This is a genomic window from Eggerthella sp. BIOML-A4 (assembly GCF_009875575.1).
Taxonomy (GTDB): domain Bacteria; phylum Actinomycetota; class Coriobacteriia; order Coriobacteriales; family Eggerthellaceae; genus Eggerthella; species Eggerthella lenta.
Genome location: NZ_WWRX01000005.1, coordinates 1 through 20,593, shown reverse-complemented (window position 1 = coordinate 20,593; position 20,593 = coordinate 1). Strand labels below are relative to the sequence as shown.

Below are 20,593 nucleotides of genomic sequence, written 5' to 3'. Positions count from 1 at the left end.
GCGGTACTTGGAGGTTCCAGGCGGCGGGCTGATGGTAGAATTTCGGATCGAGGGGCACGTGCGTGCTCCCTTGCATCTCGGCTGCGACGGCCGGTCGCGGTACTTGGAGGTTCTGCCCCGGCCCTTGGGTCTAGGCACCTGTCGCAGCCATTACTCACGCTTCCATAAGCGCTCCCTCCCTTCTCGCCCGATACGCCCTGAAGTCGAACGCCCCCGCGTCCTCTGCGGCCTTGAGCGCCCCGTGCCTCGGGTGCGCCTCAAGCGGGTACTTCTTGTCCTTGAACGCCTGCGCGCCGTTGATGAGCACGAGCGCCTCGTCGCGCGGCAGCCTCGCCACCTCGGAGGCCTGCATGAGCTCCCGCTCTATGAGGCCGTAGTTGTGCGTGTAGGTGGGGTTCGCGCCCCGCGAGTCGTTCACGGAGACGTTGGCGACGGTCTGCTTGCCGATCATGTCGGCGATCTTCTGGTTGGTGTCTGCCGACTTGCCCCCGAGGAACAACAGCGTGTCGCAGGCGTTCATGATGGTCTTGGCGTTGTTCTCCCCGTATGACTCCTCAAGCTGGGAGAGGGACTGCAGGATCATCGAGACCGCGATGTTGCGGCTTCGCGTGACGGTGATCATGCGCTCGAAGTCGGGGATGGTGCCGATGTTCGCGAACTCGTCGAACATGAAGTGGACGCATCTGGGCAGCCTTCCCGAGAAGCGCGAGAGCGCCGTCTCGCAGAGCGAGTCGAGCGACTGCTGCATGAGAAGCGCGAACACGAAGTCGAAGGTCGAGTCGGTGTCCGACATCGAGCAGAAGAGAGCCACCTTCCTGTGCGCGTCGCCCATATGCTCGAGCTCCATCTCGTCGTAGCGAAGGAGCTCTCTCATCTCGGCGATGTCGAACGGCTTCATGCGCACGTTGCAGGAGACCATGATGGACTTAAGCGTCTTTCCCGCCGCCACCTTGAACTGCTTGTAGCTCGATAGCGCGAAGTCGTCCTCGGGGCGCACGGGGGCTGCCACCTTGACCCATTCGAAGCCCCCGGTGCCGTTGTCGAACGCGCGGGACGCCCGGTCGTACTTCTTGGCCGATGGGCTCCTCACGAGCCTCTCCCCGGTCTCAAGCTCGTTGAAGAGCATGTCGAGCGGGCTCAGGTAGTCCTCGTCGTCCTCGCGGGCATCCGCGAGAGAGAGCAGCGACAGGAGCCCCGGCACGTTCCTGTCCTCCTCCGGGCAGTGCAGAAGGAGGTAGGAGACGAGGGCCGTGTAGAGGAGCTTCTCGGCGTTCTCCCAGAACGGATCCCCTGCATGGTCCTTGTCGCCGGTGGTGTTCTTGATGAGGCACTCCACGAAGCGCAGCGTCGCCGCCTCGCCGTCGATGTATGCGATGGGGTTGAAGTGCATGGAGCTTGCGAAATCTATGGTGTCGAATGTCTTGATCTCGTAGCCGAGCCCTTCGAGGACGTGGCCCATGTCGTGGATGAGCGTGCCCTTGGGGTCGGTGATGAAGTAGTTGGCGTTTCCCTGCATGAGGTTCGGCTTCACGAAGTAGCGCGTCTTTCCCGTGCCGGGGCCGCCTATGACGAGCACGTTGTCGTTCGTCTCGGTCCTCTGGTCATGGGTGGTGTCAATCAGGCGAATGCTCGCCTGCTTGGTGAGGATGATGTTGTTGTCGGCGTCCTTCCGATCGGAGTACGCCTCGATCTCCTTCGCCGTCGCCCAGCGCGCGCTGCCGTGCTCCTCGCCCTTGCGATAGCGCCCCCTGCGCTCCCACCATCTGACCCATACGAGCCAGACGGCGCACGCGCAGGCGCATCCGATCGCGAGCGGCAGCGGATCCATCGACGGGATCGCCCCTTTCGCCGCGAGGTCCATCGCCGTTGAGACGAGGTCGGCCTCGGAGCTTCCTGCGGCCATGACGGCTGCCGTGGCGGCGTTGCCGACAAGCAGGGCTGCGCCCGATAGCGCCGCGATGAGGATGAGCTCCGACTTCATCGGGTCTTCACCTCGACCTTCTCGATCTGCCTCGTCGCCTCCTTGGCCTCGTGCGCCGCCTTGGATGCGGCCTTCGCGGCCTCGGCCTTCCTCTCCAGCGGCTCCTGGTCGCGCTCCTCAGAAAGCTCGCGCTCGCGCGTCTCGCAGGCGCGCTCCGCCGCCGCGTCGACGTCGTGCTCAAGGTTTCCGAACACCTCGTCGACCTCGGGGGCGTCGGCCACTCTGAACACCAGGTGGTCGCGCCCCTCGACAACGACGAAGTCGTGCTCGATGGCGGCTTCTGTGAGCCTCTCGCCGATGATCTCCCTCAAGGTCGCGTAGTCGGGGAGCTCCTCGAACTCCGAGAGGTTGAGCCGTGCGTACTCGCGAACGCCCTCTCGCTCGGCTTCCGCAGCGGGTTCCTCGATCTGGCCCCTCAGGTTCCTGATGGCGCTCTTGAGCCTCTCGGCGCTCGCCCGGATAGCATCCTGGCTCGCGTCCTGGCCCATCCTGAGCATCCAGTCGAAGAGCTTCTCTCCGCTCTCGTCTCCGAAGTCGCTTGCCATGTCGCCCTCCTCTTCTCTTCTATCGGATCGTCTCGCGCGCCTCGCTTGCGCGGTCGGCGCGCTGCTGGTTCTCGGATGCGCGCAGCGCCGCCTGCGTGCGGTCAGCTAAGCTCTCCGTCGTCCTCTCGGCCTTGTACTGCTCCGCCCTCTCCACCTGGGACTTGATCACGTCGAGAAGGGACGTTCCCTCCTGCGTCTGGTCGACCATGTAGTCCTCGGTCGGGGCGTTGACGGTTAGGAGCTTGCCCATGTGGCTGAGCGCCACGTGGATCCTGAAGTCGTCGTTCCTCGCGGCCACCCAGCCGTCGTCGTGATAGGGGAAGGCGTTGCCTGTCCACTGCATGTCGGATTTGGGGGGAAGGTAGTCCAGGTGCTTGCACTCATCGACCGTGGCGAGGCGCATCCCCGCGACGTAGCGGGTGAGCTCCGAGATGTCTCCCGCGATCCTCTTGAAGCTGAGGGACTCGAAGGGAACCCAGGTCTTCCCGTCCTGCTTGAGCGTCCACCACTCGTCGCCCCCGTCCACCTGCTGGATGAACGCGAGGTCGCCGTAGACGACTCCCTGCCTGATGGCCCAGTTCCCGGCCTTGAAGAAGTCGGAGAGGTCCTCAAGCGAGAAGCAGCGGTCGAACTCGTAGGGGTACTCCTCCAGATAGGGGTCGTCCTGCCAAGCGTATCCGCCGCGCTTGACCCAGCCGTTCTTCTGGCAGATCGCCTTAAGGCTTTCCTGTTCCTCTGCCGTGACCGGCACCATGTTGTACATTTCCGTCTCCTCCTCGGGAGCCGACGCATGTCGGCTCCCCTCGGTTCGGTGGTTCGGCGGCGAGGCGCCGTAAGTCGTCCTCGCCCGGTTGCGTTTGTGAGAGTGTTTCGGCTGACCCGCTTCTCCTCGCCGCCCTGCAACGGTTATAGCGTGGTCGATTCCCTGATGGGACGGGGATTTTTCGCACAGTCCCGCATGGTCACGGATAGTCACTTATCCATCAAACCCACATTTTTCCTCGGCGGGAGCACGACCAGTCGGCATGTCTCCTTGAGCCTCTCGACTATCGCCTCGGCGCTCTCGCGCTCCCCGCTGCGCCCCATGCGCGACTTGAGGGCGTCGGGCGCGTACTGCGACGTGACCACGGTCGGCTTCATGTTCTCGTAGCGGTCGTTGATGATCTGGAAGAGCGTGCCCATGACCCAGGAGTTCGCGTTCTCCTTGCCGAAGTCGTCGATGATGAGCACGTCGTATCCCGCATAGCGCTCGACGCCCTGCTTGGATGGGGCGTCGTAGCTCGCCTTGATCTCGTCGAGCATGGAGAGGGACGACGTCATGAGCACGCTGTACCCGCTCGCGAAGAACGCCTTGGCGAGCGCAGTGGCGCAGTGCGACTTGCCCGCGCGGGAGGGGCCCGTGATGTAGAGTCCCACGCCCGATCTCATATCGAAGGCGTCCAGGTACTCGGCGATCTCTCGCCTGTCGACCTTGGCATGGGCGAATCGGGGCTTCACGCCGCACCGCCTTAGCGCCTCGGCCTCGGCTTTGGCCCTTCGCTTCCTCTCGGCCTCCTCTGCGAGCGCTCGCTCCTCGCAAGCGCCGTCGCATTCGCATTCCTTGGCCCCGATCCAGATGACCTTGCCGTTGAAGCCGAGGAGTCCGATGGGGTCGAGGAGGTTCCCGCACCATTCGCATCTGCGCTCTGCGGGCTCCTCGTATTCCAGGCCGCGCTCCTCGGCCGATGCCAGGGTGATGATGCGGCTCTCCTCATCTGCCATCGCGCAGCTCCTTTCCTATCCTTCTTCTTTGTATTCTTCTTTGCTTTTAAGGTGCCAATTTGGCACCCCCTCAGGCGACATCCTGTCATCCCCTCCATGCTTGGAAGCGGACGATTTGTCAGGGAGTGACAACTTGTCAGGTGCGCAGGACGTCCTCTTCGCGCGATGGCCGAGCACGTAGCTCCTCGTTGTCATCCCGTCCCTTGCCCATTCGCCTCCGGTCTCGGCGATAAGTCCTCTCTGCTCCAGCTCGGACACTGCCCTGATGACGGAGCGCTCGGACACGCCGAGGTAGGTTGAGGTCCTCTTGCGGCTCTCGTAGAACGTCCCGCCGTCCTTGCAGAATCCGTAGATGCGCGCGAACACGAGCAGCGCTGTGCCCTTGAGCCCGAGCTCCTTCCACATGAAGGGGCGCAGGACCAGGAAGGCGTCGCCGTCGCGCGGGCGCGCAGGTTCTCTCTTCGCATGCATCGGCATCGCCTACCCGACGCCGATTTTCGAGAAGTTGCGCATGGCCCAGTCGAGCAGCTCGGCCCTGAACGCGATCGAACCCTTCTTCTGGCCCTCCATGCGCCTCAGTGGCAGGGGGTCGTTGCCCCTCTTCGAGAGCTCCCATACCTTGTTCTTGCTTATGCCTAAGAGCCGGGCTACCTCGTAGGCGTTGTAGATGTCCTGCACGGGCACCGGCTGCTTCGATGAATCGTCAAAGATCTCGGGCATATACTCTCCTGTTCTTCGTTCGAACAGACAGCCCGAGGCTCTCAAGACCCTTGCTGGCCTGAGCCCGATAGGCGATCGAGCATCCGCTCGATCGCCGATGGCGTCACCCTGTAGAGGCGGCCGAGGTTCACTGCCTCAAGCTCGCCCTTGCGGATCAGCTGGTAGACTTTCGCTGTCGAGACGCCGAGGCTCTCGGCGACTTCTCCTACGCTTAGGAGCCGGGGAGACTTCATGTCGTTGGTCTGGTTGGGCACCGGCTCCTCGCGCTTCATTTCCCTGATATCTTTTGGCATTTGTATCCCGCCTTCTTTGTGCTCGTTTCTTCAACTTCTGTCGAATGCTCTCGACTTTTCTTGATGGCGGCGATGATTGCAGGTTTTCCGGGTTGGTGCTTCGTGATTTCTGCGCACAGTCCCGCACAGTCCCGCATAGTCACAAATTCGCTAAACCCACACAGCTGCCTGATTCGAGGTGGCCCATCTGTCTGTTCTTTCGGACAAAAAAGCCCCGACGTTTGTTGGGGCTTATCGTGGCACCTTGAATCAGCGCGAGGTTCTTGGTGACATATCTGGCTTCTTCGTGTCCGACGGCGAACTGGCCATGATCGTGTATCTCTCGGCTCTCATGCCGGTCCTCCTTCCCGGTCTTGTCGGCGCTGTTGCGTCGGACGCTTGGAACCAGTTTCGGGCAAACGCCCGTTTGAAACACTTCTTGCGTTGATAATAAACCCGATATCGAGAGACAGTTGTTCCAAAAAGGGACACCCATCTTGATTGCGATGATGTAATATGCGATGTTGACATGCTGTAACAATTCGACGTCATCGCTCGAGAGGTCGGTTGAGTTTAGCGGAAGAGAGATGAGTAGGTTGGCAGAGGAAAACACCCCGAAGAAGCAGCACTACGTGCCCCAGTACTACCTGAGGCGCTTCTCGGATGATTGCGACAGCCTCTGGGTTTACAACCGCAAAACGGGCAAGACCTACAAGAGCAGATCGGAAGATGTGTGCGAGCGGAACTATCACTATGAGATGGAGGCGAGATGCCAGAGGAGCTGGCACGGGCGTCATCTCCTTCCCGGGAAGATCGAGAAGAAGCTCTCCCAGATAGAGGGTGAGCAATCGGCTCTCCTGCGCAAGATAGATATCCAGATTGATGCCGGGCGCGTTCATGAAAAGGAGCGAAGGGCGCTTTCGTGGCTGGTCGGACATTTGATAGCAAGGCACCCTGCAATGCTTGCGAACTATGAGCCAGGTTACGATGCAATGTACAGCGATCCTGAAGTGAGATGGGGCTGTGAGGTTTTGGCCCAGGCGGGAATGGCCGACGAGATCGAGGTGCTGGCTCATGGTGCGAACCAGATGGTGCTCGCGCTTTGGCGATGCAAGGGGAGTCCCACGTATTTCGCCAAGAGCGACCTCGAAAGACTGCGCTGCCACTTCATCAGGCCGCAGGGGGAGGCTCGCTTCATCACCTCTTCCCTCCCTCCGCATTTCAACACGACACTTTGGAAAGATGGGAAGTACCACATCGACGACCTCACGCTTCCGCTGTCCTCCACACTCGCGGTAGTCTATTCCGGCGCGGGGCCGACGAAGTGCGACGTCCTAGAGGTTCCAGACAGCACTGTTGTCAGGCTGAACTCCGGCTACTTCGTCTCGGAGCTCGCGTGCGAGCAGGTGGTCTCCGGGAGAAGAGAGGATCTCGATCAAGCCCGTATTTTCGCCCAGCGCTTTCGCATCAGTGCAGCTTCGACCCGAAGGGAAAATCGTTGATGCCGTGATTACTTGCGAATGTTCGCAGGTCAGCGCCACTGTGACAATTTGTCGCAGCGGGTTTGGGCGAAACCTCCTTCCGAGTCCCGTCCTTTCCGCTTCGGAAAATCCACAGTCTGTTCGATTGACTGAATAAGCGATCGGGTGCATCATAGGGATTCACGATAATCGAACACATGTTCCCATTATATAGCGAGGAGGTGCCATGGGCGACAGGGTCATCATGCATATCGACATGAACGCCTTCTATGCGAGCGTCGCCCAGCATCTCGATCCCGGGCTGAGGGGCAAAGCCGTGGCTGTGGCGGGCGACCCGGAGCGCAGGAACGGTATCATCCTCGCGAAGTCCCGGGAGGCGAAGGCCTGCGGCGTGAAGACGGCCGAGGCGATCTGGCAGGCCAAGCAGAAGTGCCCGGACCTCATAGTCGTGCCGCCCGACTACGCCGCCTACAAACGCTACTCGCGACTGGCGCGCATGATCTACTACGGCTACACCGATTTAGTCGAGCCATTCGGCCTCGATGAGTCGTGGATCGACGTCACCGGATCGCTACAGCTGTTCGGCGGCGACGCCATGCTCGTGGCGAGGGAGATATCGGAGCGCGTGAAGTCCGAGATCGGGCTCACCGTGTCTATCGGCGTCTCGTGGAACAAGGTCTTCGCCAAGCTCGGGAGCGACACCGATCTGGGCGACGGAATCGTCCCCATAACGCGCGAGAACTTCCGCGACGTCGCATGGCCCATGGCCGCTTCCGAGATGGTCTACGTCGGTCCTGCCACCATGCGCAAGCTCCACTCAGCCGGATACGAGACCATAGGGGACCTCGCACATGCCGGGGACCACTTTCTGAAGAGGCGCTTCGGCAAGATCGGCATCATGCTGCGCGCGTTCGCGAGAGGCGAGGACGCGAGTCCCGTGAAGGCCATGGATCCCTCGAAGGCCGATGTGGACTATGTTGTGAAGGGAATCGGCAACGGCCTCACCGCCCCGCACGACCTCGAATGCGACTCCGACGTGAAGGCCCTCGTCTGGCTCCTCTCCGAATCCGTTGCGCAGAGGATGCGCGAGTCCCGGTTTCGCTGCCGTACGGTGTCCGTGGGGGCGCGGTTCGCACGCGATCTTTCCGGCTACTCAAGGCAGAGGACGCTGAGGACCCCGACCTGCCTCACGAGGGACGTCGCGAACGTCGCCATGGGGCTTCTGCGCTCGAACCAGCCGCTCGACAAGGAGCATGCGCTCAGGGCCGTGCACGTGCGCGTGACCAACCTCGTTCCCATGGACGTGCCCGTGCAGTGCGAGCTCTTCGGGGACGCCGAGGAGACGGAGCGCCTTGAGAGGCTGGACCTCGCCATCGACGCGCTGAGGGGGCGCTTCGGCAACACCTGCGTGAAGCGGGCGGCCGAACTTACCGACGAGGTCATGTCCGGCCTCGACATCAAGCGCGACAATACCGTCCACCCCGTAGGGTTCCTCAGGTAGGCGGGCGTCATGGTCGAAGGCATCTCGGGAAGGGTCAAGCGGTACGTCAGCGTCACGGCGCGCATGGACGAGGACGGTCGCGTGCGGCCTCTTTCCATTCAGTGGTACGACGGCAAGACCTATCCGATCGATGAGGTCAAGGACGTGCGCCGTGCCTCGTCGCGCAAGGTGGGCGGAGACGGCATCTGCTACACCGTCCGAATCGGCAACAACGTCACCTACCTGTTCTACGAGGATCCGCGCTGGTTCGTGGAAGAGGTCGTCAAGGACGGCATGTCCGCCTAGAAATTCGCATTTCTCGAGCAAAACGCCAGCTCAGAGCCACTGTGACAATTTGTCACAGTGAGTGCGGGGCCGTTCCCATCCGTTGGGCTGATGCGCTCTTTCCCGTGGCCTCCGTCGCCTCAGGTGCGCCCTGCCCCGCCTCTTATCCAGGCACGCTCGCACGGAACCCGCCATGTGCGCCGCAAGGCGCGCCCTTCCTGCGCAAAACCCGCACATGCGCATCCCGCACCTTTGACTGCCGCATGTGCAGGTTGCGGACGTGCGTCCTTTGCGAAGAAGCCCGCTTTCCTCCTTGCAGCGCAGGCGGAACCCGCGCACGACCCCGGATCACGAGGCGGTGGCACAGGGCGACCGCCGAAAGACAAGGAGGTCTTCAAAATGGGAAATCGAGCAGTCATCACCACGCCGGACAAGAACCTGGCGCTCTACCTCCACTGGAACGGCGGCCGCGACACGGTCGAGCCGCTGCTCAAGTACTGCGAGCTTCAGGGCTACCGTCCTCCGAGCCAGGACTGCTACGGATGGGCGCGGATGGCCCAGGTGGTCGGGAACTTCTTCGGCGGGTCGCTCTCGGTGGGCATAGACCGGTACCGAAACCTTGGCGGCCAGGGCGACAACGGCGTATACGTCATCGACGGTTGGAAGATGGTCGATCGCTACGCCACGGATTACGACGAGGGCTGGAACGCCATCGGCCTCAGGCACATCGACCCTTCCGCCGAGCAGAGCGGATACGACTTCGACGAGATGCTTCACGCCTTCGATGAGGCGATGCCCGAGAACCTGAGGCTCGGTGCCTTCCTGGACGCCGAAGAGGTGCCGGTGTCCGATGTCCGCCTGGGCGACAAGGTTTGGACGAGCGCGTACGAGTCCAACCCCGAGCTCTTCGAGGTCGTTGGCTTCGGCGCAGACGATGCCCCCAGGGGCTTCAAGGGTATTCCCTTCGTCAACCGCTACGACCACGACGGCGACTACTCCTGGAACGGCAACAACTACATCGACGCCGGCACCTGCCGCATCGCCCCTCGCGAGTAGAAGCCTCCAGCTCCGCAACGACCACGGGCGCGGCCAAGCCGCGCCCCCTGCAGAAAGGACAGGCACATGAACGGAAACCACATCTTCGCGACGCGCGGGGAGGATATAGTCGATCCCTCCGAGCTCACGCGCAGGGAGCTGCTCAGCGCCATCTACTGGCTCAACCAGGAGCTCACGGGCCGTGCGATATTCGGCGGGGCTGCGGCCTGCGATTACGTCGAGCGCGAGCTGAAGAGGACTTCCGCCAATTCGAAGCCGGTGCTCGTCGAGAGGTTCAACGATATGGTGGACGAGCTGATCGGGACCGACCCGTATTCCCGCGTGCTTCGGATCTACAGGGAGAAGTGGCGGCAATCGACGAGCAGGCTTCGGATCGCTGGCGGTCCGGGTCTGCTCGCCGTGGCGGCATGGCGCAAACATTTGCACTGAATCTATGCTATTATGTCAGTGTGATTGTTTATGGCGAATAGAAGCGAACAGAGGATCGAGCGACTGCTCGACGAGAACAACGGCGTCCTCATCGCCTCGGAGGCGATAGGCTCGGGGATCCCGAGGAACGCGGTCTACGACTTCGCGAGGTCACGCGGGCTGGAGAAGGCGTCCCCGGGCATCTTCGTGGACGCCGATGTGTTCCCCGACGAGCTCTACCTGCTCCAGGCGCGCTACCCCAAGGTCGTGTTCTCGCACGAGACGGCCCTCTACCTCCACGACATGGCCGAGCGCGAGCCCGTCCCCATCGCCCTCACGGTGGAGTCGGGCTACCACTCGGGGTCCCTCAAGGACCGGGGCGTGAGGATCTTCTACGTGAAGCCGGAGTGGTACGGCCTCGGGATCTCCGAGGCGGAGTCGCCGGGCGGCCATGTCGTGAGGGCCTACGACAGGGAGCGCACCGTCTGCGACGTCGTGCGCAGGAAGGCGGCCATGGACCCCGCCGCCTACGGGTACGCCCTCCGCAGATACGCGGCGAGCAGGGGGAAGGACCTCGCCAAGCTCGGGCGCTACGCCAGGGAGATGGGGGTCGAGAGGCAGGTGCAGCAGGCGATGGAGGTGCTTCTGTGATCAAGGGCGCGCGCAGGGTGAAGGACCTGATCCGCAACAAGGCCGAAGGGGACAGCAGCAGGTCCCAGGCGCTCTTGCGCCACTACGCTATGGAGCGGTTCCTGGAGAGGCTCGCGAACTCCCCATACCGGGACAACTTCGTGCTCAAGGGCGGCATGCTGATGTCCTCGCTCGTGGGCGTGGACCAGCGCAGCACGATGGACATTGACGCGACCGTCAAGGGATTGACGCTCGATACGGGCAACGCCATCAAGGTCGTGGAGGAGATCGCCGTCGTCGAGCTCGACGACGGCATGGAGTTCCAGGTCGGCGGCGCGGGAGAGATCATGGAGGACTCCGAGTACGGCGGCGTGAGGATTGCGCTCACGGCCCGCATGGAGAAGACCCGCATTCCCCTGAAGATCGACATATCGACGGGGGATGCGATCACCCCGGCTGAGGTCATGCACAGATACCGCCTCATGTTCGAGGACCGCGACATCGGCATATGGGCGTACCCGGTGGAGACCGTGCTCGCGGAGAAGATCGAGACCGCCCTCGCGAGGGGGACCCTCAACACGAGGATGAGGGACTTCTACGACGTCTACATGCTCCGCGAGCTGGACGAGGGCCTGAAGCCGTCCAACCTGAGAGCGGCGCTTGACGCCACCATCGAGAAGAGGGGCAGCGGCGTCAGTGCATCCAGCTACGCTCAGACGTTGGCCGAGACAGAGGGCAGCGCGACCATGGCGGAGAGATGGCGGTCCTACGGCCTATCGAACCCCTATGCCTCCTCGATCGCGTGGACGGACGCCGTCGGGTCGATTCGCCTCCTGTGCGACGCGTGCTGGCAGGGTGCGCGAGACCCCCAAAAGGGCAGTTCAAATCCACTGTGACAAATTGTCACAGTGGAGTGATCGTGCTGCTTTCTTCCACCAGATTGGACGTTAAGAAGGCCACAGGGCGTTGTACTCACTTGGAACTCACTTTGTACTCAGGATTTCGCATATTCCCTGTTCGGGCTTTTACACCCCTATGTCAAATTTATTCCTGAGATATTCCTGGTAATAAATTTGCAGACCAAGCAATCGGGATCTAGGCATTTTTGTACTCAGCATTATCGAAATAAGAGAAAATCACCTGCTCGCAGGCGCTTTATTGCAGCGCCGTATTTATTCCCTTTTCAGATTGTGTAAATCGGTGATTTCGGGTGAGTACAAAACGATACTGTTAATAAGTTTAACCAGGTGAACGCAATGATACGAGTTGGACGACATGGCATGATTTGGCACATTTTGTACATCTAGCGGGCAAAACTACGATTGAGTGGGAATAATCCGAGGTCAAAAGCGTAAAGCCACCTGCAATCATTCATGGCGACGCATTGAGGCGCAAGGTGGTTCAATGCGCTCCAAGCCACCTGCAAAACTGATGAATGACAGTTGCGAATCACCCCCGAAATGTTGATGTTTCGGGGGTGATTTTTATGCATATCGCCTGCGATTTTGATTGCGAATCATTCTTCGGGTTTCCCAAAGCTGCATGTCGTTGGACACACTTGCGCCACGATGGCGGTCGTTGGCATTCGGCAAAGCCGCCGGCGTTCACTCCCTTTTGCCGCTCCAATCGTCTCCACCTTGATTCGAATCAAATTCAAGTTCGTTTGCATGCTGGCACTACCCGTATTTTTAGGCGATTGAGAAGCTTATCGCTTCTTCTCCATGAGTTCCCATACGAGGACCGCGCCTTCGGGGAGACTGTAGGATTCGCGGCCAGCAGTAACGTACCCGCGCCTTTCTTAGAAGCGCGTCTCCGGCAGTGAGGAGTCTACCTTCGCGCAGGGGTGCCCCTCGAAGACCCGTTTCTCGAGAATGCCCATGGCGATACACCCGAGACCCTCTCCCCGGCGGTCGTCCTTGACGAAGACCCGCGTGATGTGGTTGCCGTCGACCAGGATGCCCACCCTGCCGCACCCGATGTCTTCGACGATGGCTTCGCAGCTGTGCAGGCTCAGGAAGAAACCCACGACCGCTGCGGGGCAATAGTTCGGATAGACGTGCGAGATGGTACCTTAGACCAGGTCGAACTCCATTTCCGCGTGCCGAGCTTCGGCCTGGATGCAGCGCATGATCAGCACCTCTCGTGTTCTTTCCCTTGCTTTTTGAGCCGTACTCAGATGGTTCATGCAGGAAGCGGTGACGCCATGGAGACAAATGTCACCGGTTTGATTACTAGACGCAAAATGACCGCGTTTCGCGTCTGGGAATCAAATGCTTCCTTCCCGGCTCCTTGAGTGCCGAGATTGGCACGGCTCGTGCGGCGAGGCTCGCATGTTGTCAAAATACCCCCAAATCTGGTACTGATTTGACCCATGTGGTCGCATTGGCACTTGCAACCATGCTAGTCGATTTTCAAATGTCAAAAGTATAGTAAATACGCTATACTTCTGACATGGCAAAAATCGATGACATATACGAGGGAGTCGACGATTTCGGGCTCATCACCTCATCCGAGGCGGCGAAGCTCGGGATGTCCAACGCCGAGCTCGTCCAGCAGGCGAAAGCGGGAAAGCTCGTCCGCGTTGCGCGCGGGGTGTACCGTATGCCCGTCTGGCCATCCCAGCCCCAAGCCCCCTTCGCGATCGCAGTGAAGGCGGCAGGCGTCGGGGCCTTCCTCTACGGAGAGTCCGTCGTCGCCCTACTCCAGCTGGCACCCACGGACCCATCCAAGATGTGGGTCGCCACGCCGAACCGCGTCCGGCGGGACCTAGGGAAAGGCGTCAGGATCGTCAGATCAGATGCCGAGCCGACTTGGATCGACGGCGTTCCCTGCCAGCCGCTTGCTGCCGCGATAGCCTGCGCCGCGCAGACCATGGGCGCCGACAGGGCACTCGAGGCTGCTTCCGAGGCGCTGCGCATGGGATATCTGAACGCAGGCGAGAAGAAGGAAATCGAGGAAAAGATCGAAAGATGACGAAGAAGCCGAACGGCATGCGCCACCTGGACGACGCGATCAGGCGCTCGTGCGGAGGCGCTGCGCAGGATTACATGAGATTGCGCACGCGCATGGCCAACGCCATCGTCGCTCAGATGCTCCCCGACGGCGTGGTGAAGGGCGGAAGCTCGATCAAGATGCGCTACGGCGACGCGGCGACGAGGTTCACTACAGACCTGGACATGGCGACGGCCATGGACGCCGACCTCAACATGGAAAGGCTCAACGACCGCCTCCGCCAAGGCTGGGAGGGCTTCACGGGACGCGTCGTCCGCAAGGATCCGGCCTCGCCGAAGGACGTTCCCGAGGAATATGTCATGCAGCCCTGCGAGGTGAAGCTCTCGTACCTCGGCAAACCGTGGTGCACGGTTCCGCTCGAAGTCGGATTCAACGAGATCGGCGATGCTGACACCATCGAGTGGTCGGACATGCCAGATGTCGCGGAGTTGTTCGAGGGAATTGGATTCCCGCCTCCCGGAAAGGCGCCGCTCATGCCACTAGACCACCAAGTTACCCAAAAGCTGCATGCGGTATCAGGCGCGGGCGACCGAGCCCGCGACCTCGTCGACTTGCAACTCATCATGCACAGGTCGGAAGTCGACCTTGTCGCGACGCGAAGGATCTGCGAGCGGCTCTTCTCTTACAGAAAGGCTCAGGAATGGCCTCCGATCGTGTCGAAGAAAGCTGGCTGGGACGAGCTCTACGCAGAGCAGGCATCCGACCTTCCCGTTCTCGATGACGTCGATTCTGCAATCGATTGGGTCAACGATCTCATCGTTCGCATAGGGAATGCAAAATGATGCACCACAGAAGAACGGGACCGAAGAAAGGGTCATGAATGGACGGCCATAAGGAATATCTGAGCGACATCATCGAGGGCAAGAAAACGCGTTTCGTCATACCCGTTTACCAGCGAAACTACGACTGGAAGCCGGAGCAATGCGGAAGGCTGTTCGACGATCTGGTGGAGGTCTCCAAGACCGGACGCGAGGAGCATTTCTTCGGCAGCATCGTATCCCAGACGCCGCGCGGAGAGCGCGTCGTCATCGACGGCCAGCAGCGTATCACCACGGTATTCCTACTCTTTGCCGCCATCAGGACCCAGGTCGAGAAAGGCGTCGTCAAATCGCAGGAAGAGGATCTCGCCGAAGACATCGCCGAGTATTACCTCATCGACGCGAGGCACAAGAAAGAGCGCAAGCTACGCCTGAAGCTAGTGAAGAACGACAGCGAGGCGTTCGGGGCCATTCTCGATGGCAAGGACGACGCATATATCCAGGGCTCGAACGTGACCCAGAACTACTTGTACTTTCTCGACCGCATCGAAAAGATGGACATCTCCGTCAACGAGCTCTACGAAGCTATCAAGTCCCTTTGCGTTATCGACATCACCCTCGACCCCAAAGACGATGCCCAGCTGATCTTCGAGAGCCTGAACTCGACGGGACTCGACCTTTCCGAGGCCGACAAGATCAGAAACTTCGTCCTCATGAATCTCGACCCAGAACTTCAGGAGATTTACTACGACGATTATTGGAATCCGGTCGAACGCAACACCGACTACAAGGTGAGCGACTACATCCGCTTCTACCTTTCTGCTATGGAGGCGAAGACCCCCGCTATCAAGAAGGTGTATCCGGCGTTTAGGACGTATACAACTAAGAAGTTCCACGATCCCGACGGCGGAGTGCTCAGCCTCGACACGAAGGCCCTGTTCGAAGAGCTTCTGAACTATTCGAAGCATTACAAAACCTGCATTCACCCAAATACAGGCGTGAAGAGCATCGATTCCGCCCTCGAGGCCATCAGGGTCTTCGACGCGTCGGTCACCAGACCCTACCTTCTCAACCTGCTCGAGTACCGAGCCCAAGGCGACATCGACGACGATTCGGTCTCCGCGGTGCTGTGGATGATTGACTCGTACCTGTTCAGGAGATGGGTGTGCGGCGTGCCTGCCAACGCCTTGAACAAGGTGTTCGAGACGCTGCACGGAGACGTGCTGAAGGGCGTTTCCGATGGAGCCGATTACGCCGAGGTGGTCAAATACGTCCTGACCCATAAGAGCGGCACTGGGCGCTTCCCCGACAACGAGGAGTTCCTCTACGCACTCGACACGCGCGACTTCTACCGCATCCAGAACCGCAAGCTCTACCTCTACGACAGGCTCGAGAACGGTTCGAGCGAGGAGCGCGTCTCTGTCGTCAAAGGTCTCGAGGAGGGCAGCTTCTCCGTCGAGCACGTCATGCCCCAGACGCTGAACGCCCAATGGAAGGAGACCCTGGGCGATGACTGGGAGCGCATCCACGAGGAGTGGTGCCACAAGATGGCCAACCTCACCGTCACCGCGTACAACTCAGACTACAGCAACAGGCCTTTTGAGCAGAAGCGAGATATGAGGGACGGCTTCAGGTCCAGCGGATTCAGGATGAACCACTGGATCGGCCAGCAGGAAACCTGGGGCGAAGAGCAGCTCAGAGTGCGCGAGAGGATGCTGGAAGAGCAGTTCCTCGAGACCTGGCCACTGCCTGAGTCCTCGTACGAGCCCTCGAAGGCTCTTCCCGAGGTTGCCGAGCTCGATTCCGACACCGAATTCACCGGCAGGAGGATCGCCGCTTTCAGCTTCATAGGGGTTCGATATATTGCGACGCAGTGGAACGACATGATGGCGAAAGTCCTGCAACTGGTATATGAACTGGAGCCGGCGAAGATACACTCGCTCGTCGACGGATCGAACTATCCTGGAACGGCATTTTGCAGCACAGAATCCGCAGGGCATTCGAAGATCGCGAACGGAGTCTACGCTCGCACCGCATCCAGCACTGCGGCAAAAATCGACTTGCTGAAATGCGTCTTCGATATCTGCGAGATCGATGCCAGCGAGCTCTCCTTCGAGATGCCGCTGGATGCCAGCGAAGAGTAGGAGGAGCATAAATGCGTGATGCTGGCCTTACTATCAATACTTTCAAAAAATGTGATATGCATGTGCATTCAAGCTCGTGCTTTAGCAGGAGATATGACAAAGCTACTTTTTTTCGGGCTGTACTCAAGAGCGAATTAGATGTCCTTGCAATAACGGATCACAACAGCATAGATGTTGAACTGCTGACCGATCTACAGAGCCAAATGAAGGGTAAAGGGAAAGTCCTCTTTGGAGGCGTCGAGATAGACGTCATGCTAAAGGACGAAACGATCAAAGCCTACGGCTTAGAAACCGGTGGGAAAGGTCGCTTCCATGCCATCGTATGGTTTTCGATGAATCATGCCGAAGAGATGGCAGCTATCGTAAGAGAACTTTTCATCTCGGCGATTATCAAGAACGAACTCATTGACAGCGACGATGACGGCAAAGCTGAAAAAATACAAAATCTGGAATTGCTTGATTGTAAATCGTTCTCCAAAGCAGCGGAAGCAACTGCGATCTATCTCGAAGAATTTCAAGAAAGGGCAGCGGCGATACCGCATTTCTTTGTTCCACATGAGAATAAAGACAAGAGTCTGTCAGAGTACCTACCAAATAGGTCGAAAAAGAACCTGGATTATAAAGACAGGCTGTTTTATTACAGCCATGCAATGGCGGTTGAAGGCGGTGAAAAGAGTCGGAAATATATATCGGACGGCCTAGCTTCAGAACTGAATACCACCGTGGCAGCCTTCCTTTTCAGCGATGCGGGGAAAATCGGCGATATCGGGAAAAAGTACACCTGGATAGATTTTGATTGCGATCTCGATTCTCTCCTGTTGGCAATCAGCGATCCAGAAAGTCGCATTCGAACTTCTGACGCATGCTCCATCCTTCCACAATCAAACACTACAAAATTCTTAGAATCAGTCAGCTTTAATGTATGGACAGACGGTGGTAGGCAAAATAGCGAAACAATCACACTGCCTTTCAGCCCTGGGTACAACGGCATAGTTGGGTCAAGAGGAAGCGGAAAGACCCTATTGGCAAGCTTATTGGCAGACAAGGGACTGGATACATATGCGGCATTCGTCGATTCTGATTCCGTCCGATTTTTAACCCATGGCGGCATTCCCACAAAAGACCGTCCACCATGCTTGTACCTTAGCCAAGGCGAGCTCGAAAATATATATGCGGATGGCAGATACGAAGAGATTCCTTTTCTCGGTGAAATAATTTCGCCATTAAAGGAGAACGCAGCAAAGTCAATCGATGCGGCAAAGCAGCGGTATAAAGACGTCCTCAGACTTGAGAAGGACCTACTTGCAGCGTTTGAGAAAAAGTATGATTCCGGCCCAGTTCATATCGACCATCTTGAGGAGGAGATGCCGTCCGGCATAACTCTTACTGCGCCGACAACTCCAGTCAAGGCTTTTCCGCAAGTGGAAAACGCCATCAAGCATCTTAGGGAGATATCTGAAGCGACAGAAGCTCTGGAAGACAAGAGCAAGCTCATCAAATTCAGTGACGATTATCCAGAAGATAGATCTCTTTTTGATGAGTTGGAGAGGGAATCGCGCGCTATTGAGAGCGACATCAAAGTTCTCTCGACAAGAGTCAGTGGATTCATATCGCTTCTTGGCGAAATAGACGAGGCGTGGTTTAGCCAACGTGAGCAAAACGTGACTCTGTTTTTTGAAATGCTCCATGAATGCAACAACTCCAGCGGGTCAACCAAACGCCATCAATACGACGAGAAAACGAAGGCCGCAAATACGTTCTACGATGAACTTTTCGAACTGCGGGAGTCTCTCGAACACCTGAACAACGAAGCTCAAAAAGCATATGAGCAGATGCTCGATCCAATTCAGCCGGTAGAACTGACAAATGACGGTGAGCAGATTGTCGTTAGCTTAGTCCACGATGATTGCGCAGCGTTCAATGATCTCGTTAGAGCGCTTGTTCCCACAGGAATAAACGCTCTTGCTCACGCTTTTCTTGAACGATCAAACAAGACCGATATGCATAAATTGTTTAATGGAACAAAATTTCGGAGTGTAAAAAACCAAGGCTTGCTTTCCTACTACAACCATTACTTCGACTTACTTGAAAAGTTGGCAAGCGATTCGATTGAACTAAAAAGCTGCGTGGTTATTGCTGGTAAGAAGATTGACGACATGTCCCCCGGCATGAAAGCGCAGGCGTTACTAAAGCTATTCCTCAACGATCAAGTGTCAGCAGGAAAATGGGTATACATAGTTTTGGATCAACCTGAGGACAATCTTGATGTCGCAACCATAAAAGAGTTCCTTATCGATAGACTGAAGAAGCTCAAGCTGGATGTTCAGTTTTTCGTCGTGAGCCATTCTGCTCCGATTATCGTCAACGGTGACGCAAGGACTGTAGTTGTATGCAACAACGATGACGACAATATTTCGTATAGATGCGGAGTGTTAAACGATAAGCACACCAAGCAGTCAATCGCCGATGTGCTTGATGGCGGTGAGCGCTATCTGAAGATGAGGCTTAACAAATACAATTTCAAGATCGGAGAACAGAATGGTAACGATTAACAAGGACGGGCATGTAATCATTTCCCTTGATGATCTGTCCTACGACCTGAACGTGTCTAAGGATTACTCAGACTTCTTACTAAAAGTCACTTCTCCCTCGAGCGATGTAAATCTTAATGAAGATTGCTTTACGATCGAAGAGGGATTGGATGACGATAAGAGCGCGAAAGCACGCAGATACGCTGAGTTCTTAATCGATTTCGTTCAACGTCGGGAGAAGCAGCAAGACGAAGCGGGCAAATTATCTACTGCAAAAGAACGCGAGGAGAAAATTAGAGCTTTCATCGATCGCCTGAATAAGACGGAAATTCAAGACTAGTTAATAGCTGATTATCTTGGTTTCTATGTAATATCGGCGCAATCTGCACCGCCCTGCTCCATCGTGCACCGATTCGGAAAAGAGGAACGTTCGCAAAGCCACCCGCAACTACTCCCGCAGGAGAGACAGGGAGTGATTGTACGGGCTTCTCCTTGGCGGGAAATGCGGTATCATCATCCCGACAGAAATGAATCAACGTTTGATTCGCGATTGATTCGGACGTAGTAGCACGAGGTGATACTTGATGACACATACTGATATGCAACGTGCAAATGCATTCATCGAGTGCGAGTGATTCCGTTCAAAAGAGTATTACTTATCAGTAGTGCCTCGTGGCATCAAGAGACACTTTTCTTTTTGTACCATATCGGTTTTCTGCAGCAAGCCGTTTGAGTTTATGGTCGTCATGAACTGGGATTACACCGAATATCAGGATATTTCTTTATCAAGGTGCGTTCTCTATATGCTGCAATTATCGCGTAGCCAGTTTCGATATAGGGTCTTGATTTAGCCAAGGTCGCATTTTGTTTGGCACCCATTTAGTACCCAGCTAAGCTCGTTGGTACCCATAGGGGCATTTGACCTGTTAGTTTCGTTATTCTTGCCGAAGCACTTCCGATGGGTCCCGCTATGAGAAGCGCAGCAAGGGCGAGCCCGTCTGCATCGACGACGAGATCCCGTTCGATATCCCTGAAGGCTGGGAGTGGGCAAGGCTGGAGGGCATTACCACCTACATACAGCGCGGCAAATCGCCAAAGTACTCACTCGAAAAAAAATATCCCGTTGTCGCTCAGAAATGCAATCAATGGTCAGGGTTCTCGCTGGAGAGGGCGAAGTTCGTCGACCCGAACAGCGTTGCATCGTATGCCGAGGAGAGGCTGCTCGTTGACGGCGACCTGCTCTGGAACTCGACGGGGCTGGGCACCCTTGGCCGCATGGCCGTCTACGATTCGAACCAAAACCCTTACGGGTGGGCGGTTGCCGACAGCCACGTTACGGTCATCAGGACCGTGCCCGACTGGTTGCGCTACGAATATGCGTTCCTCTACTTTGCGGGCCCGTCGGTCCAATCCGTTATCGAGGATCAGGCGAGCGGTTCAACGAAGCAGAAGGAGCTTGCGCAAGAGACGGTGAAGAGGTACCTGATCCCCGTGCCGCCCCTCGCCGAGCAGCGCCGCATCGCCGAGCG

Annotated in this window: 21 protein-coding genes; 13 read left to right on the top strand and 8 right to left on the bottom strand. The window is 57.9% G+C overall.

The features are described 5' to 3' along the window. Positions 1–154: 154 nt before the first annotated feature. The 7 genes from GT613_RS05490 to GT613_RS05460 all read right to left on the bottom strand — a co-directional run bounded on the left by GT613_RS05490 (position 155) and on the right by GT613_RS05460 (position 5,300). The gene (locus GT613_RS05490) at positions 155–1,981 is read right to left on the bottom strand and encodes a VirD4-like conjugal transfer protein, CD1115 family (RefSeq protein ID WP_154249358.1); all 1,827 of its coding nucleotides are present in this window, start codon (positions 1,979–1,981) and stop codon (positions 155–157) included. Beyond that, a complete protein-coding gene (locus GT613_RS05485; protein WP_154249357.1) occupies positions 1,978–2,526 on the bottom strand; it encodes a hypothetical protein in 549 nt (182 codons plus the stop codon). Before GT613_RS05485 ends, GT613_RS05490 begins: the two co-directional genes overlap by 4 nt. A gap of 19 nt (positions 2,527–2,545) precedes the next feature. Then, positions 2,546–3,289, bottom strand: a complete 744-nt coding sequence (locus tag GT613_RS15290; RefSeq protein ID WP_192935115.1) for a hypothetical protein — start codon at positions 3,287–3,289, stop codon at positions 2,546–2,548. Positions 3,290–3,498: 209 nt separating this feature from the next. Then, positions 3,499–4,287 (bottom strand): ATP-binding protein, encoded by a 789-nt coding sequence (locus GT613_RS05475; protein WP_079535878.1) that lies wholly within the window; start codon positions 4,285–4,287, stop codon positions 3,499–3,501. Positions 4,288–4,302: 15 nt separating this feature from the next. Beyond that, positions 4,303–4,758 (bottom strand): helix-turn-helix domain-containing protein, encoded by a 456-nt coding sequence (locus GT613_RS05470; RefSeq protein ID WP_161172548.1) that lies wholly within the window; start codon positions 4,756–4,758, stop codon positions 4,303–4,305. A gap of 9 nt (positions 4,759–4,767) precedes the next feature. Then, positions 4,768–5,007 carry a hypothetical protein gene (locus GT613_RS05465; protein WP_079535880.1) on the bottom strand — a complete coding sequence of 80 codons (240 nt, stop codon included), beginning with the start codon at positions 5,005–5,007 and terminating at the stop codon, positions 4,768–4,770. A gap of 41 nt (positions 5,008–5,048) precedes the next feature. Beyond that, complete coding sequence (locus GT613_RS05460) at positions 5,049–5,300, bottom strand: helix-turn-helix domain-containing protein (RefSeq protein ID WP_197745985.1); 252 nt, start codon at positions 5,298–5,300, stop codon at positions 5,049–5,051. Between the two features lie 566 nt (positions 5,301–5,866). On the opposite strand from GT613_RS05460, the gene GT613_RS05455 reads away from it, so the two are divergent. The 7 genes from GT613_RS05455 to GT613_RS05425 all read left to right on the top strand — a co-directional run bounded on the left by GT613_RS05455 (position 5,867) and on the right by GT613_RS05425 (position 11,515). After that, positions 5,867–6,781 carry a DUF4238 domain-containing protein gene (locus GT613_RS05455; protein WP_161172547.1) on the top strand — a complete coding sequence of 305 codons (915 nt, stop codon included), beginning with the start codon at positions 5,867–5,869 and terminating at the stop codon, positions 6,779–6,781. A 205-nt stretch (positions 6,782–6,986) separates the two neighbouring features. After that, positions 6,987–8,261, top strand: coding sequence for a DNA polymerase IV (locus GT613_RS05450; protein ID WP_154249354.1), 1,275 nt, complete (start codon positions 6,987–6,989; stop codon positions 8,259–8,261). 9 nt (positions 8,262–8,270) lie between these two features. Continuing rightward, positions 8,271–8,546 (top strand): hypothetical protein, encoded by a 276-nt coding sequence (locus GT613_RS05445; protein WP_154249353.1) that lies wholly within the window; start codon positions 8,271–8,273, stop codon positions 8,544–8,546. A gap of 378 nt (positions 8,547–8,924) precedes the next feature. Further along, on the top strand, positions 8,925–9,581 hold the full coding sequence (locus GT613_RS05440; RefSeq protein WP_154249352.1) for a hypothetical protein: 657 nt from the start codon (positions 8,925–8,927) through the stop codon (positions 9,579–9,581). Positions 9,582–9,647: 66 nt separating this feature from the next. Then, entirely contained in the window at positions 9,648–10,010 is a 363-nt protein-coding gene (locus GT613_RS05435; protein ID WP_154249351.1) for a hypothetical protein, read from the top strand. A gap of 30 nt (positions 10,011–10,040) precedes the next feature. Continuing rightward, positions 10,041–10,640, top strand: a complete 600-nt coding sequence (locus GT613_RS05430; RefSeq protein WP_154249350.1) for a type IV toxin-antitoxin system AbiEi family antitoxin domain-containing protein — start codon at positions 10,041–10,043, stop codon at positions 10,638–10,640. Beyond that, entirely contained in the window at positions 10,637–11,515 is an 879-nt protein-coding gene (locus tag GT613_RS05425; RefSeq protein WP_154249349.1) for a nucleotidyl transferase AbiEii/AbiGii toxin family protein, read from the top strand. The genes GT613_RS05430 and GT613_RS05425 overlap by 4 nt, the downstream gene beginning before the upstream one ends. Positions 11,516–12,417: 902 nt before the next feature. On the opposite strand, the gene GT613_RS05420 is transcribed toward GT613_RS05425, so the two are convergent. Continuing rightward, positions 12,418–12,645 (bottom strand): hypothetical protein, encoded by a 228-nt coding sequence (locus tag GT613_RS05420; protein WP_009304920.1) that lies wholly within the window; start codon positions 12,643–12,645, stop codon positions 12,418–12,420. 425 nt (positions 12,646–13,070) lie between these two features. On the opposite strand from GT613_RS05420, the gene GT613_RS05415 reads away from it, so the two are divergent. From GT613_RS05415 to GT613_RS05390, 6 genes are all read left to right on the top strand, one after another. Continuing rightward, positions 13,071–13,592, top strand: a complete 522-nt coding sequence (locus GT613_RS05415) for a type IV toxin-antitoxin system AbiEi family antitoxin domain-containing protein (RefSeq protein WP_009304921.1) — start codon at positions 13,071–13,073, stop codon at positions 13,590–13,592. A 92-nt stretch (positions 13,593–13,684) separates the two neighbouring features. Next, positions 13,685–14,413 carry a nucleotidyl transferase AbiEii/AbiGii toxin family protein gene (locus GT613_RS05410; RefSeq protein WP_229040925.1) on the top strand — a complete coding sequence of 243 codons (729 nt, stop codon included), beginning with the start codon at positions 13,685–13,687 and terminating at the stop codon, positions 14,411–14,413. Positions 14,414–14,451: 38 nt separating this feature from the next. Beyond that, complete coding sequence (locus GT613_RS05405; RefSeq protein WP_009304923.1) at positions 14,452–16,533, top strand: DUF262 domain-containing protein; 2,082 nt, start codon at positions 14,452–14,454, stop codon at positions 16,531–16,533. A gap of 11 nt (positions 16,534–16,544) precedes the next feature. Further along, positions 16,545–19,085 carry a PHP domain-containing protein gene (locus GT613_RS05400; RefSeq protein WP_009304924.1) on the top strand — a complete coding sequence of 847 codons (2,541 nt, stop codon included), beginning with the start codon at positions 16,545–16,547 and terminating at the stop codon, positions 19,083–19,085. Beyond that, positions 19,072–19,404 carry a hypothetical protein gene (locus GT613_RS05395; protein WP_009304925.1) on the top strand — a complete coding sequence of 111 codons (333 nt, stop codon included), beginning with the start codon at positions 19,072–19,074 and terminating at the stop codon, positions 19,402–19,404. The genes GT613_RS05400 and GT613_RS05395 overlap by 14 nt, the downstream gene beginning before the upstream one ends. Positions 19,405–20,066: 662 nt before the next feature. After that, on the top strand, positions 20,067–20,593 hold a 527-nt coding region (locus GT613_RS05390; protein ID WP_370516102.1), incomplete at its 3' end, for a restriction endonuclease subunit S.

Coding starts and splice junctions, on each gene's coding strand:
- GT613_RS05445 (WP_154249353.1), top strand. CDS start 8,271: ATGGTCGAAGGCATCTCGGGAAGGGTCAAGCGGTACGTCAGCGTCACG.
- GT613_RS05485 (WP_154249357.1), bottom strand. CDS start 2,526: ATGGCAAGCGACTTCGGAGACGAGAGCGGAGAGAAGCTCTTCGACTGG.
- GT613_RS05405 (WP_009304923.1), top strand. CDS start 14,452: ATGGACGGCCATAAGGAATATCTGAGCGACATCATCGAGGGCAAGAAA.
- GT613_RS05465 (WP_079535880.1), bottom strand. CDS start 5,007: ATGCCCGAGATCTTTGACGATTCATCGAAGCAGCCGGTGCCCGTGCAG.
- GT613_RS05395 (WP_009304925.1), top strand. CDS start 19,072: ATGGTAACGATTAACAAGGACGGGCATGTAATCATTTCCCTTGATGAT.
- GT613_RS05470 (WP_161172548.1), bottom strand. CDS start 4,758: ATGCATGCGAAGAGAGAACCTGCGCGCCCGCGCGACGGCGACGCCTTC.
- GT613_RS05490 (WP_154249358.1), bottom strand. CDS start 1,981: ATGAAGTCGGAGCTCATCCTCATCGCGGCGCTATCGGGCGCAGCCCTG.
- GT613_RS05450 (WP_154249354.1), top strand. CDS start 6,987: ATGGGCGACAGGGTCATCATGCATATCGACATGAACGCCTTCTATGCG.
- GT613_RS05440 (WP_154249352.1), top strand. CDS start 8,925: ATGGGAAATCGAGCAGTCATCACCACGCCGGACAAGAACCTGGCGCTC.
- GT613_RS05400 (WP_009304924.1), top strand. CDS start 16,545: ATGCGTGATGCTGGCCTTACTATCAATACTTTCAAAAAATGTGATATG.
- GT613_RS05430 (WP_154249350.1), top strand. CDS start 10,041: ATGGCGAATAGAAGCGAACAGAGGATCGAGCGACTGCTCGACGAGAAC.
- GT613_RS05460 (WP_197745985.1), bottom strand. CDS start 5,300: ATGCCAAAAGATATCAGGGAAATGAAGCGCGAGGAGCCGGTGCCCAAC.
- GT613_RS05415 (WP_009304921.1), top strand. CDS start 13,071: ATGGCAAAAATCGATGACATATACGAGGGAGTCGACGATTTCGGGCTC.
- GT613_RS05435 (WP_154249351.1), top strand. CDS start 9,648: ATGAACGGAAACCACATCTTCGCGACGCGCGGGGAGGATATAGTCGAT.
- GT613_RS05455 (WP_161172547.1), top strand. CDS start 5,867: ATGAGTAGGTTGGCAGAGGAAAACACCCCGAAGAAGCAGCACTACGTG.
- GT613_RS15290 (WP_192935115.1), bottom strand. CDS start 3,289: ATGTACAACATGGTGCCGGTCACGGCAGAGGAACAGGAAAGCCTTAAG.
- GT613_RS05475 (WP_079535878.1), bottom strand. CDS start 4,287: ATGGCAGATGAGGAGAGCCGCATCATCACCCTGGCATCGGCCGAGGAG.
- GT613_RS05410 (WP_229040925.1), top strand. CDS start 13,685: ATGGCCAACGCCATCGTCGCTCAGATGCTCCCCGACGGCGTGGTGAAG.